Source organism: Idiomarina abyssalis, from assembly GCF_019797805.1.
In the GTDB taxonomy this organism is placed as follows: domain Bacteria; phylum Pseudomonadota; class Gammaproteobacteria; order Enterobacterales; family Alteromonadaceae; genus Idiomarina; species Idiomarina abyssalis.
Genome location: NZ_CP081832.1, coordinates 2471851 through 2484838, shown reverse-complemented (window position 1 = coordinate 2484838; position 12988 = coordinate 2471851). Strand labels below are relative to the sequence as shown.

The 12988-nt window shown below is 48.1% G+C and carries 16 protein-coding genes; 13 read left to right on the top strand and 3 right to left on the bottom strand.

Going from position 1 to position 12988, the window contains the following annotated elements; all coding sequences use genetic code 11:
* The first annotated feature begins 71 nt into the window (after window positions 1–71).
* The 6 genes from ctlX to K5X84_RS11940 all read left to right on the top strand — a co-directional run bounded on the left by ctlX (window position 72) and on the right by K5X84_RS11940 (window position 4108).
* Window positions 72–992 carry a citrulline utilization hydrolase CtlX gene (gene ctlX / locus K5X84_RS11965; RefSeq protein ID WP_244994791.1) on the top strand — a complete coding sequence of 307 codons (921 nt, stop codon included), beginning with the start codon at window positions 72–74 and terminating at the stop codon, window positions 990–992.
* A gap of 238 nt (window positions 993–1230) precedes the next feature.
* Window positions 1231–1440, top strand: coding sequence for a cold-shock protein (locus K5X84_RS11960; protein WP_054490405.1), 210 nt, complete (start codon window positions 1231–1233; stop codon window positions 1438–1440).
* Between the two features lie 128 nt (window positions 1441–1568).
* The gene (locus K5X84_RS11955) at window positions 1569–2402 is read left to right on the top strand and encodes a putative RNA methyltransferase (RefSeq protein WP_222235982.1); all 834 of its coding nucleotides are present in this window, start codon (window positions 1569–1571) and stop codon (window positions 2400–2402) included.
* A gap of 112 nt (window positions 2403–2514) precedes the next feature.
* Window positions 2515–2751 carry a DUF4160 domain-containing protein gene (locus tag K5X84_RS11950; RefSeq protein ID WP_054490401.1) on the top strand — a complete coding sequence of 79 codons (237 nt, stop codon included), beginning with the start codon at window positions 2515–2517 and terminating at the stop codon, window positions 2749–2751.
* Window positions 2732–2971 carry a DUF2442 domain-containing protein gene (locus K5X84_RS11945; protein WP_054490399.1) on the top strand — a complete coding sequence of 80 codons (240 nt, stop codon included), beginning with the start codon at window positions 2732–2734 and terminating at the stop codon, window positions 2969–2971. Before K5X84_RS11950 ends, K5X84_RS11945 begins: the two co-directional genes overlap by 20 nt.
* 3 nt (window positions 2972–2974) lie before the next feature.
* Window positions 2975–4108 carry a GNAT family N-acetyltransferase gene (locus tag K5X84_RS11940; protein WP_222235981.1) on the top strand — a complete coding sequence of 378 codons (1134 nt, stop codon included), beginning with the start codon at window positions 2975–2977 and terminating at the stop codon, window positions 4106–4108.
* On the opposite strand, the gene K5X84_RS11935 is transcribed toward K5X84_RS11940, so the two are convergent.
* Window positions 4105–5880, bottom strand: coding sequence for an SLC13 family permease (locus K5X84_RS11935; protein ID WP_222235980.1), 1776 nt, complete (start codon window positions 5878–5880; stop codon window positions 4105–4107). The genes K5X84_RS11940 and K5X84_RS11935 overlap by 4 nt on opposite strands.
* Window positions 5881–5985: 105 nt before the next feature.
* On the opposite strand from K5X84_RS11935, the gene K5X84_RS11930 reads away from it, so the two are divergent.
* Entirely contained in the window at window positions 5986–7011 is a 1026-nt protein-coding gene (locus K5X84_RS11930) for a Vgb family protein (RefSeq protein WP_222235979.1), read from the top strand.
* Here K5X84_RS11930 and K5X84_RS11925 read toward each other — a convergent pair whose 3' ends face one another.
* Window positions 7012–7842 (bottom strand): DUF4198 domain-containing protein, encoded by an 831-nt coding sequence (locus K5X84_RS11925; RefSeq protein ID WP_222235978.1) that lies wholly within the window; start codon window positions 7840–7842, stop codon window positions 7012–7014.
* A gap of 2 nt (window positions 7843–7844) precedes the next feature.
* Window positions 7845–8912 carry a PepSY-associated TM helix domain-containing protein gene (locus K5X84_RS11920; protein ID WP_222235977.1) on the bottom strand — a complete coding sequence of 356 codons (1068 nt, stop codon included), beginning with the start codon at window positions 8910–8912 and terminating at the stop codon, window positions 7845–7847.
* A 142-nt stretch (window positions 8913–9054) separates the two neighbouring features.
* Here K5X84_RS11920 and K5X84_RS11915 point away from each other — a divergent pair, with 142 nt between their 5' ends.
* The 6 genes from K5X84_RS11915 (at window position 9055) to K5X84_RS11890 (ending at window position 12985) form a co-directional block, all read left to right on the top strand.
* The gene (locus K5X84_RS11915; protein ID WP_054490386.1) at window positions 9055–9837 is read left to right on the top strand and encodes a ferredoxin--NADP reductase; all 783 of its coding nucleotides are present in this window, start codon (window positions 9055–9057) and stop codon (window positions 9835–9837) included.
* A gap of 42 nt (window positions 9838–9879) precedes the next feature.
* The gene (locus K5X84_RS11910; protein WP_222235976.1) at window positions 9880–10719 is read left to right on the top strand and encodes a patatin-like phospholipase family protein; all 840 of its coding nucleotides are present in this window, start codon (window positions 9880–9882) and stop codon (window positions 10717–10719) included.
* Window positions 10676–11266, top strand: a complete 591-nt coding sequence (locus tag K5X84_RS11905) for a uracil-DNA glycosylase family protein (protein WP_222235975.1) — start codon at window positions 10676–10678, stop codon at window positions 11264–11266. The genes K5X84_RS11910 and K5X84_RS11905 overlap by 44 nt, the downstream gene beginning before the upstream one ends.
* A 69-nt stretch (window positions 11267–11335) precedes the next feature.
* Entirely contained in the window at window positions 11336–11584 is a 249-nt protein-coding gene (locus K5X84_RS11900; protein WP_054490379.1) for a hypothetical protein, read from the top strand.
* A gap of 10 nt (window positions 11585–11594) precedes the next feature.
* The gene (locus K5X84_RS11895; RefSeq protein WP_199495095.1) at window positions 11595–12311 is read left to right on the top strand and encodes a PepSY domain-containing protein; all 717 of its coding nucleotides are present in this window, start codon (window positions 11595–11597) and stop codon (window positions 12309–12311) included.
* Entirely contained in the window at window positions 12308–12985 is a 678-nt protein-coding gene (locus tag K5X84_RS11890; RefSeq protein WP_222235974.1) for a PepSY domain-containing protein, read from the top strand. Before K5X84_RS11895 ends, K5X84_RS11890 begins: the two co-directional genes overlap by 4 nt.
* Window positions 12986–12988 lie beyond the last annotated feature (3 nt).

Sequence of the window (12988 nt, the reverse complement as noted above, 5' to 3'; positions counted from 1 at the left end):
CAACACTGCCCTTTTCTTTTGCCCGTTGCTAAGCGTCAGCCAAGTTGCTATAACTGCGCGCAAATTCTGCAATGTCTATAAACGCAATGAATCAGTCGTCCGATACCGTTGTTATGGTGCGCCCGCATCACTTTGCTTCAAATCCTGAAACTATGGCGGATAATGCCTTTCAGTCGATAGCGCAGCAGGGACTCAATGTCGCCAAGGCCGCTTACGACGAAGTTACAAAGGCGGTCGAGCTGTTACAGAGTAAAGGCGTTAAAGTACACCTGTTTGAAGATACCGGCACAGAAACACCCGATTCGGTCTTTCCTAACAACTGGTTCAGTACACACAGTACCGGAGAGCTGGTGCTGTACCCCATGTATTGCAATAACCGTCGTAAGGAACGTCGAGCCGATATTATTGAGTTTCTGCAGGAAACTTATGGATACGAAAAAACGCTCGACCTTAGCGTGCTAGAGCAAGAAGAAGTTTTTCTGGAGGGTACAGGATCGGTGGTTTTCGACCACGATAATCAATTGGCCTATGGTGCCCGCTCAAAACGCATGAACAAGAAAGCCTTGGAGCAATTGTGTAATGAGTTGGGCTATCAGCCAATGGCCTTTGATGCCACCAGCAGTGACGGTAAACCGGTGTACCACACCAATGTGCTTATGGCGGTTGGCAGTGACTTTGTTATAGCGTCTGTGGATATGATCCGCAATAAGGAAGAGCAACAGACTTTTGTTCGTTCGGTGAAGAATTCGGGCAAAACCTTAGTGCCATTAACAGAGCAGCAGATAAGCAACTTTGCAGGTAATATGCTGGAACTGGAGGTTAATGGCCACAAACTCCTGGCTATGTCTGAAACCGCTTATCGCTCATTGACCACAGAACAAACTCGGCAACTGGAGCAGTGGGTTGAGTTACTACCGATAGCGGTTCCGACCATAGAACTTGGCGGAGGCTCAGTTCGTTGCATGCTGGCGCAGGTGTTTAGAAAGCCATAAAGAATTATAAAGGTGATTTATAAAATAAATAAAAACTATTGTTTGACATTATATAGAATGTGCGTAAAGTAGCCGGCGTTGGATAAGAAACAGTTAGTTAAACACTCCTCTACGTCGCTTTACTCTTAGTAATACCTTCGTCCTGCAGTTTTAAGTTTCATTTTTTACCCCGCATGATCATCGCAACTGGGAACGCCCGGAGCGATTACTTATTTTATAAAATTTCAGGATATTTATTATGTCTAATACAGTAAACGGTGTTGTTAAGTGGTTTAACGAAGCAAAAGGTTTTGGTTTTATCGAGCAGAAAGGCGGCGCAGACGTATTCGCTCATTTCAGCGCGATCGTTAGCGACGGTTTCAAAACGCTAGCTGAAGGTCAAAACGTTTCTTTCTCAGTAACCCAGGGTCCTAAAGGTCCTCAGGCTGAGAACATCCAGGCAATTTAATTTGCATGGACTAGCTTCTAGGTAAGCTAAAAATTATGAAGAGCAGCCCACGGGCTGCTTTTTTTGTGTCTGAATTTTAAGAACAAACCGCGTAGAATGATGACAGAACATGCGAACCGGAACCCAATGTGACTCAGTCGTTAACTGATTTGATCTGCCCACTTGATGGCAAGCCGCTGCGCTTAAATGAGCGAAGCTGGCGCTGTGAGGATGGCCACAGCTACGATGTGGCGAAACAGGGGTACGTGAATTTATTGCCGGTTCAGAATAAGCGCTCTAAGGATCCTGGCGACAGCAAGGCCATGGTGCAGGCGCGTCGGGAGTACCTTGAGCAGGGATACTACGAGCCTCTGGTCCGGGCTTTGGCGAACACAGTGTTGGCGGAAGGTGATCAGGCGGTGCTCGATGCGGGCTGTGGCGAAGGCTATTACTTGCGCTATTTGGTTGAACAAGCTGAGCAAAAAGGCATTGATTTACGTGTAGCGGCTTTGGATATCTCCAAATGGGCGGTACAAGCGGCGGCAAAGAAAGACAAGCGTCTGAGCTGGATGGTGGCATCGAACGTTTTTATCCCATTAGCCGACAGTAGTGTCGATACTATTTTATGCGTATTCGGATTTCCGGTAGAAGCTGAATTTAAGCGGGTTTTAAAGCCCGGAGGCCGGTTGATTATGGTGGACCCTGCCGGTAGCCATTTAAAAGAGCTGAAAGCCATTATTTATTCTGAACAGAAAAGTAAAAATGAGGCGCTGCCGATAACCGATTCCGCTTTTGAGTTGACCTCTGAGCAACAAGTAACTTTTCCGGTATCCTTGGCATCAAATCAGGCGATAAAAGATTTACTTACTATGACTCCCCACCTATACCGAAGCAGCGCTGAAGGCCGTGAGCGCATCGAAGCTCTCAGCTCATTAGAGCTGACAGCCGATGTATGGGTGCGGGTTTTTAGCTACGAAAATTAGTGCCGGATGAAATGAGCTGGCAAATGATTACGTACTTTTAGGTTATTTCATAACGTTCTATTGTTTGGTTTTTTCTAAGCTTGGTTTCTTTATAAAGCCTGGAAACTAAAGCATGCCGACAATACTAAGAATTGGTGCTTATCGCTTTTTCTTTTATAGTAATGAAAACGGTGAGCCTCCTCACATTCATGTGCAGCGAGACAACAAGCTGGCAAAATTTTGGCTTAAGCCTGTTTTGATGAGCAGTTCGATAGGCTTTTCATCGTTTGAGCTTAGGCGTATAAGCAAAATTGTCGTTCAACATAAAGAAGAGCTTCTGGAGGCCTGGGATGAATACTTTAGAGATTGATCGCCATCCTGTAGCAGTGAATGTATCCGTTACCGAAGCAACGCTTGAGGTCGAGCTAGCTGATGGACGTAAAATTTCTGCACCCATTGTCTGGTTTCCTCGTTTGGAAGCGGCCACGGAAGAGGAGCGTAAAGATTGGCATCTGCTGGGAAATGGCCAGGGAATTCACTGGCCACAATTGGATGAAGACATTAGTGTGTTGGGGCTTTTAAGCACCTAACGCATGCAAACAGTTATACACTCAACAGTAACCACTATACCTAAGGCTGACTGGAGCCGGTTATTTAAGAGTGATTACCCTTTTACTTGCTATGATTTTCTGTTGGCGCTTGAGCAGGGCGGTAGTCTAGGACCGCAGCGTGGCTGGTTGCCTCAATATGTAGCGGTGCATGATAACAACGACAAACTGATTGCCATTATGCCCTGGTTTAAAAAGACCCATTCCTATGGTGAGTATTTGTTCGACTGGGCTTTTGCTGAAGCCTACGAGCGTTATGGTTTTCAGTACTACCCCAAACTTATCAATGCTATACCTTTTACCCCGTGTCAGGGGCCTCGTCTGGCTACTGCCGAGAGCGTTAATGCTGCTGATGTTCTGCTGGTTATTGAATCGGCGTTGATGCAGGAGCACGATGTCAGCAATTTGCAGTGTTTGTACGTTGAGCCGAATGTAAGCGAGGCTCTGGCAGAACAAGGTTGGTGGCAACGCTTTGATATCCAGTTCCTCTGGCAGAACCGAGGTTATAGTTCCTTTGACGACTTTCTCGGGGCTTTGGTGTCACGCAAGCGCAAGTCTATACGCAAAGAGCGGCAAAAGGTGTCAGAGCAAAATGTCGAAATGCGAACCTTACAGGGTACCGAATTAACCGCAGATTTTTGGCATCAATTCATTGTGTTTTACCAGCGCACCTATTTAAAACGCTCAGGCCATGGCGGTTATTTAACCCCGACTACCTTCAAACTTTGGGGTGAACATTTAGCTGACCATATTGTGGTTTTTGCGGCTTACCGAAATGACGAAATGCTGGCGGCGTCATTATGCTTTAAAAGTGAAGACACGCTTTACGGGCGTTACTGGGGTTGTCAGGAAGAGCTTGAGTTTCTGCATTTTGAAGCTTGTTATTATCAGGGTATTGAATACTGCATAAACCATAACCTTAGCTACTTTGACGCTGGTGCGCAGGGCGAGCACAAGCTGCATCGAGGCTTTGAGCCTGTGCTTCGAGAAGGTTTTTACCGGTTTATGCCGTCTCCTCTTAACGACGCCATTGAACAGTATTGTCGGGATGAAAGCACCGCGTTACGCGAACATCTAAAAACATTGCGAACTTACCTGCCTTATAAAGACCGCGCTTAATACAGCGGCCATACCAGCAATATCATGACCAGAGCGACGGCGGCAACAACCAGCGACAGCGGCAAGCCCAGCCGCCAGTAATCGCTGAAGTTATAGCCGCCCGGACCCATAACCAGAATGTTCGACTGGTGTCCTATTGGCGTTAAGAACGGAACTGCGGCTCCAATAGCGACGGCCATCAAAAATGGATCCATACTGGCACTGAAGCTACTGGCCATGCTGATACCTATGGGAGCCATAAGTACCGCAGCTGCTGCATTATTGACAATATTGGACAGCAACATGGTGACTATAAGTAGTAAGCCGACGGCCACAAATTCCGGTGACCCCTGGCTGATATAAAGTACGGCATTGGCAATGGTGTCTGCGGCGCCACTGCGTTCCAGCGCAGACCCCAGTGGTATGGTTGCGCCTAACAATACGATGATAGGCCAGTCTATAGAATGATAGAGCTCTCGCAGGGGTAGAATATTGGTTATAACCATAAGGCCTGCGGCCAGTGAAAAGGCGACAGGAACCGAGATTAAACCAAACGCAGCCGATAAAATGGTTGCGGCAAAAATACCCAAAGGCAACATTAAACGTTTTGACGAACCAATGCGCAAGCTGCGCTGTGCCAGCGGGAAGCAGCCAAAGCGCTGAAATACGTCATCGAGGATCTCTGCGTCTCCCTGCAGTAATAAAACGTCGCCCGGCTTAAAGCGAATATTGGCCAGTGCGGTGCCCAGCTTCTGACCTTCTCGGGCGACGCCAAGCACGTTGATGCCGTAGCGGCTGCGCAGTTTAATATCGGCGGCAGAGCGTCCAATAAGCCGCGAGTCGTGTCCGACAATTCCTTCTATTACGGTAATGTCATCGGATTTTAAGAAACGGTCATCGATTTCTTCTTCGGCATTAAGCTCAAGTCCGGTGCCGTCTATAACTTGCTGGATAGTTTCCGCGTTGGCTTCAACTATTAATACGTCTTCAGACTTTAGCCGCAAATAACGAGCCGGTGCTGACCAACGCTTGTCACCGCGCTGCAGCGCAACAATAACAAAGTCGTCTTCTGTACGGTTTTCAAGTTCGTACAGAGTTTCGCCTACAAAGCTGGACCCTTCGGGCACGTACAGTTCTGTCAAATAGCTGCTTACATCGTAAAGCGATTCTGACTTTGATTTACCGGCCTTTTCCGGTACCAGCCAATGACTGAGCAACCACATGAAAAGCAAACCGGCTATAGCAATACTGAGGCCAACGGGCGTAAATTCGAAGATACCAAAGGTTTCACCCATTGCCTCTCTGCGTATGTCGGCAATGATAATATTTGGCGGCGTACCCACCATTGTAATGGTGCCACCCAGTAAGGAGCCAAAAGCCATCGGCATAAGCAGTTTGGACGGGTTATTGCCGCTGCTGCGGGCTAACTGAAGTGCGACCGGGATCATTATGGCCATGGTACCGGTGTTACTGATAAACGCAGAGCAGAAAGTTGTGACGGAGGTTAGGGCTATCATCTGCACCCAACGCTTATCGCCAATGTTTTTCATGGCGGAAGCCAGTGCATCAACCACACCTGAACGCCACAGTGCCTGGCTTATAATGAGTACGGCGGCCACGGTAATGACCGCGGGGTTGCCAAAACCACTGAATACTTCTGCTGTTGGCACCAAACCAAGAATAGCTGCGGACAATAGCGCCATCATAGCTACCAGGTCATAACGCCATTTATCGATGACGAAGAGCACCAGCATAGCAACTAATATGATTCCGATAAGCCATTGATCCAGCATGTAAGACGCGCCGTTTTAGAGTTAAAGGTTGAAGATTGCACAGTGTTGGGTTTGACGCAATAGCGTCTATACTTAGATACGAATCTATTTCGGGAGGCCATAACGATGAAGTACCTAAGTTTAACAAGTGCAGCAATTATTGGTCTGGCGGGAGTAAGTAGTGCGCCGGCAAAAAGTGATGATCACAAAGACAGCAGGCTGGCGAACGCAGAAATTCAGGAGTGGCAGGTTCCATGGGAGGACTCCCGTCCGCGTGACCCTTGGGTACACGACGGAACGGTTTGGTTTGTGGGTCAGGGAAGTCATTACGCCGCCACCTTTAACCCAAAAACTGAAGAATTTAAACGCTACGATTTACCCGATGGCGCTGGCCCGCACACCGTTATAGTGGATGACCGCGGTGCCTGGTACGCCGGTAATCTTATGAATCATATTGGGTTAATTGACCCTGCAACAGGTGACATCGAGAAGTTTGAGCTGCCGGGTGATGGCACTCGTGACAGTCATACCATGGACTTTACCTCCAACGATGACATTTGGTTTACGGTGCAAGGTGGTAATCAAATTGGTTTTCTGGAAACCGGCGATGGTGAGATGATGCTGTGGGACGTTCCCACGGACTCGGCCAGGCCCTATGGTTTAATCGTCGAAAATGACAAACCCTGGGCAACGCTTTTTGGCACCAATAAACTGGCGACCATAGAAAACGGCAAGCTTCAGGAAATAGAGCTGGATAGAAAAGATAACCGACCGCGCCGGCTGGGTATGACTGACGATGGCACTATTTGGTATGTCGACTACAACAAAGGGTATGTTGGCAGTTACGACCCGGTCAGTGGCGAGAATAAAGACTGGCGGGCACCCGCTGAAGAAAATTCGCGCCCTTACGGTATGGCTGTGGATAAACGTAACGACGTCTGGTTTGTAGAAACCGGTGTTCAGCCTAACCGGCTGGTGGGCTTTGATACAGAAACCCATGAGTTTTCAGAGCCGATGGAGCTGGAAAGTGGCGGCGGTACCGTTCGTCATATGTTCTATGATGAAAGCACCGACTCCATTTGGTTCGGTACCGACGCCAATACACTGGGCGTGGTTCGTTTAGAGGAACCACCCGTTGTAACAGCCGATTAATTACATCGGTAATACTTCTAGTACCGCAACATAGGAGCCCTGGCGTTTACTCGCCGGGGCTTTTCCATTGTTGTCAGTGTACTCGGCTTCTAACCAGTACATGCCCGGTTCATCCAGAGTAAAAGTCACCTCACCTTTCTTGTCGGTTTTCAGTTTGGTGGGTTGTGACTGGTCGCGGTAGCGCTCCCCGTCTTTTACCAGAACAATTTCAGTACCCGCCGCTGCTGTGCCATCAATATTGAACTTAAAGGTAATGTTTTCGCCGGTGTATAAGTCATTTGGGTGAGTGACCGGTTCCAGTTCCAGACCTTTACCAGTTGGACCCAAAGTGTCATAGGTTGGTGCACCGGAGGTAACAAAAGTTTCTACACGATGTGAGCGTTCACTAACTTCCAGGTCTTTGGCGTTCTGAGGTACTTCCTTATAGAAATCCTCATTGGTTTTTTGCGAGCCACGAGGTGGCCAGTATTGGCGTTCACCTTCATCGTCTACCCAACGTGCCGATAAGCCTGAGCTGGCTGAGTAAACGGTATATGTGCCTTCTTTTTCCAGCTCAACATCGAATACAGAGCGAAGCTTGCCCTTGTGGCCATTTTCTAAAGTCACGGCTGCACCATCGGGTGCCATGGCTTTTACACGGTCCAGTCCCAACGGGTAGTGGTCCGGATAGAAAATGCCGTTAGCAATAGCGGCGTCAAAAGTAATCCATTCCGAGTCGCCGGATACAATGGTTGCACTCGGCTTTATCCAGACACGATGGGCTTCACTACTGGCGCTGGCGAATAAGGTCAGAACGGCCAGACTGGTGGTCAGTACAGAAGATAATTTCATGGTTAAGGCTCCAGTTTTAATGACACGCGACCAAGCTCATGCTCGCCGGTGTCTGAGATGGATATTGGGCTTTCAATTGGTAAAGACAATGGCAGCCGCAACATTTCACGGCCTCCGAGCTCGCGTGCGGCTTCGACGTATAAGTAATACTGGCCGGCTTCAAGCTCCGGTAATTGAGTCAGTAAAGGTGTTAAGTCCACACGGTTAGTGCCCGGACGACGCGTTGCACCCGATACACCGTCAATCGGCATGTCGGCCATGCGACCACTGCGTCGCCACCATTGGCGCATGTCTTTCAGCCACTTCTCACCTTCGTTGTCTTTCAGGTTTACGTCGTACCAGACGGCAATGTCGACGACTCGCTGGTGACGCTCGTTAGCGAGCCATACCGCCAGGTAAGGTGCGTGGTATTCGGCAACCGATAAGCGAGGAATTTCCACGGTGAGTTCATTGTCAGCGGCATGTGCTGAACCCATAATGGCAAATAAGGGAATGATGAATCCGGCCAGAACTAAAGGCCAGGTGGACTTTCGCCCTTTGCTGTATTTTTTCAAAAGTAATAACCCTGTAACAGTGAACAGAATGCTGGCAATGGCAAATACATCAATAAAGAGGCTCCAGAAAAGCCCGGTGTTACGCGCTTTGTGGAGATCATTGAAGTAGGCAATCCAGCCGCGATCGGTGGTTTCTGAATAAAAGGCACCGCTGGCTAAGTCGACGCTGAACCAGCTATCCCCGCCAGGTCGGGGCATTGCGACGTACAATTCGTAGTCATTCCATTCTATTTCGGCATTTGAACTGATGCTGTTTTGCGTCTTATCTTCGTACCAGCGGTGAAAAAAAGTTGGCAGAACGTCATTCCCTGACGCATTCACCAACCGGGCCAATTCCGTTTGTGGGAGAGAACTTTCATGGCTTTCGACGCTGGGCGCAGACTCTATCCAGCCGGCGTGGTTAAGCGTAATGCCGGTAACTGAAAACAACAGCATGCCAATGAGGCAGATGGCAGAACTTATCCAATGCCAGTCTTTTAATGACCATCCTTTGCGTCCACTCGAGCGTCGAGCCATGACTTTTAATCCTTTACAAACATCAGTGAATGTATCTTATATAAAAACTATTCTCATTTGCAATACTTAATGATAAAAATTCTCATTTAGATTTAATCACGTTATGTTATGATGCGCACAAAATCGCCAATGAGGAATAGTTATGAGAAGTATCATTGCGGAAAAAGTGACTCAGGTACGCCACTGGAACGATACCTTATTCAGCTTCAGAACCACCCGTCAGCCAAGTTTCACCTTTGAAAACGGCCAGTTTGTGATGATGGGTCTGCAGCTGGAAGAGAAGCCCTTGCTCAGGGCCTACAGTATTGCCAGCGCAAACCATGAAGAAGAACTGGAGTTTTTCAGTATCAAGGTGCCGGACGGCGCCCTGACCTCTCGCCTGCAACACATTCAGGTGGGTGACGAGGTAGTACTGTCCACTCGTCCAACAGGCACTCTGGTTCCGGGGCACCTGTTGCCCGGCAAAAATTTGTATTTGCTGAGTACAGGCACCGGACTGGCGCCCTTTATGAGCGTTATTAAAGACCCCGATATTTATGAACAGTACGATAAAGTTGTGTTAGTGCACGGTGTTCGCTGGGTTTCAGAGCTGGCTTATCAAAAGGAAATTGGCGAGGACTTACCAAGCAATGAGTACTTTGGTGACTGGGTGCGCGAAAAGCTAATCTACTACCCAACGGTTACCCGGGAGCCATTCCGTGACGAGGCTCATCAACAACGCATTACCGACTTGCTGGAGTCGGGTACCTTGACTAAAACCATTGGTATGCCCGACATTAACCCTGAGCATGACCGCTTTATGTTGTGTGGTAATGACGCTATGCTGCAAGACTTAATGGCAATACTGAATGAGCGTGGCTTCACAAAAGCTACGTCACGTCGCCAGGGTGATTACGTGATTGAGCAGGCTTTTATTGAGAAGTAAACAGTATTGAAAAATAGAGAGCATTGAGAAATAAGCGAGTGTATGAGGCAAGAGCAAGGTAACAAAGCGCTGGTGGTTGAAGGCGGTGCTATGCGTGGCATTTTCGCCGCGGGTGTACTGGACGGTTTTCTTGAAGCCGGACATACAGACTTTGATTTTGCGATTGGTGTGTCGGCAGGTTCAACCAACCTGATTGGCTTTCTTGCCGGCGACCATGGACGTAACCGAAAGATTCTTTTGCAGCATGCACTGCAGCCCGAGTTTCTTAATTGGCGGCGATTTTTAAAAGGTGGTCACTTTTGCGATGTCAGCTGGCTATGGCATGCTTCGTTTGAGCAAGTGCCGTTGAGTACTCAGTATTACCTTGAGCAAAATCGTCCTTTGTATGTCGTTACCACCAACGTCGATACAGGCTTACCAGTTTACACCCGGGTGACAGCCGATAATTTGCACGAACTTTTTCCGGCGTCCTGCGCTATTCCTCTGGCTTACCGAGACTTCCCCACCGTTGGCGGTGCAGCTATGACAGACGGTGGTCTGGCTGACTCTATTCCGGTGATTAAAGCCTATGAAATGGGTGCCCGGGATATTACCGTTATTTTGTCTCAGCCCCGTGGCTTCAGGAAAAAAATACGACCACTACCGACCTTTATGAAGCGCTTTTTTAAACATCATCCTGCTTTATTTGACGCGGTTGCCAGACGCTCCACTGTGTATAATGACGCCATTAACTTCATTGATAATCCGCCAGCGGATTGTACTATGACTGTACTTGCACCGCCTGCGGATTTTCCGGTCGGGCGTTTTACTCAGGACAAAAAGCTGTTGGAGCAGGGGTATGAAATGGGAAGAGCCGCCGCACTGGCAACAATTACTGCGTGATGTAAGAGCCTGTACTTTATGTGAGCCGGAGCTTCCCTTAGGTGCCAGACCGGTTGTTCAGCTAAACCCTAAAGCCCGTATTCTGGTTGCAGGTCAGGCCCCTGGCAGACGTGTACACGCCTCTGGCAAACCCTTTGATGACCCAAGCGGCGACAGGTTGCGGCAATGGATGGGTATCGATAGAGAAACCTTCTATGACCCAGAAAAACTGGCTATTATTCCTATGGGACTTTGCTACCCGGGAACAGGGAAGTCCGGTGACCTGCCACCGCGTCCGGAGTGTGCTCCAACCTGGCGTAATCAGTTGTTAGAGCAGTTACCTAATTTGGAACTGACGCTGGCTATTGGTCAGTATGCTCAGCAATGGCATTTAAATGAACCAAAGCGCAATTTGACTGAGCGAGTAAAAAGTTGGCAAGATTATTGGCCAACTTTACTGCCGATGCCGCACCCTAGCCCGCGAAACAACTTATGGTTACGTCGGAACCCATGGTTTGAAGACGAAGTTATTCCTCAATTAAAGCAGAGAGTTAGAGAACTACTTTGACTTTTGCAGGGCGACCCGATAATTTTATAGAGCACTACATAATAATAAATTATAAAAATAAGGTCTATTATGGAAAATCAGAATAATAACAATGACGTTATCTCTACTGGCAATTGGTTTGTCACCCTTCTAATTACCGCTATTCCACTTATTGGCATTATTATGTTGTTTGTCTGGGGCTTCTCAGATGCAACAAATCCAAACAAGAAAAATTGGGCAAGAGCCGCTCTTATTTGGGTTGCTATTGCTATTGTCATCAATATTTTCATGTTCATTGGTATGGTAGGTATGGCTGGCTCAATGAACGGCGGTTATTAATTTAGCGCATATGAACCCTCGAAAATGGCGAGTCTGGCATCGCTGGTTATCTCTTATTGTCGGCTTACAGCTGGTGGTGTGGAGTATTAGCGGTGCCTATATGGTGTATTTTGATCTGAGCTTTATTCACGGTAATCACCTGGTGAAAGAGCTTGAGCAGCCTATTGCTAAAAATACCTTAAACTCTCCAATAAGCTGGGTGTTGGAACAAAACCCCGAAGCCACGTCGGTCCGCTTAATACAGCAGTGGATAGATGGATCTTTGCAACCGGTTTACAGCGTTGAGAGCAAGGCTGGCACACAGTTGCTTATGGCTGAGTCTCTTGAGCCGATAGAGCTTGATCGAATGGACATCGGCTACATAGCGCGACAGCATTATACCGGTGACGAAAACATAAAAGCCCAGGTCAGTTTTATTGAAGACAAAGCCCCGGGTGAGCTGAACCCTGCCTTATTACCCGTTTGGCGAGTGGACTTTAATGATATGGCCGGTGCTACTTTATATTTTTCAGCGGCGACGGGTGAGCTTGTAACCAAGCGTCATGATTTCTGGCGAATGTTCGACTTCTTCTGGATGCTCCATATTATGGACTATCAGGACAGAGTGGACATTGAAACCTGGTGGTTAAAAGCGTTTAGCATTGCTAATGGCTTGTTTCTGATAAGTGGCATTGCCTTGCTTTACTTTCATTATCGGCCACGTAAAAAAAGAAGGCGGTCAGTATGAGGTTTATGCGCAAACTGCATCGCTGGTTAAGCCTGGTTATTTTTATTCAGGTATTTATATGGTTAGTTAGCGGCTTGTACTTTAGTTGGTTGGGTCATGAGAAGCTGGCAGCCCATGACTATTTCCAACCCGTTACTGAAGAGGCCGTAGGTCCGGTTTATTACCCGGAAAGTGCGTTAATTGAACGTTTTGAGAATATTCAAAGTCTGGAAATACGCTCTGTCGCTGGTACCGCTCAGTACGTGGTTACAACAACCGATGGTAAAAAGCATTATGTGAATGCTCTCACAGGCAAGGACTGGAAAACCCCGGCCCCGATGGCAGCTGATCTGGCCCGGCGAAGCTATAATGGACCGGGCCATATTGAACAAGTGCATGCCGTAACCGGAACTGATGAGATTATTGGTTGGCGAAGCCAGGGCTTTAGAGTGACCTTCAGCGATGACATTGCAACGCGTGCTTATATAGACGCAGCCTCCGGCGACGTGATTGATCACCGTAACAGCAGTTGGTGGTTAAGTGACTGGATGTTCCGTTTACACTTTATGGACTACAGCGGTGAACGCGACTTCAACAGCCTTCTGAACATTGTTGCGGCAACCGCTGCGCTCTGGTTTAGCTTGTCGGGCCTCATTCTACTGGGCCGGAGTTTAAAACGGCGGCAGCTTTTTTAAATA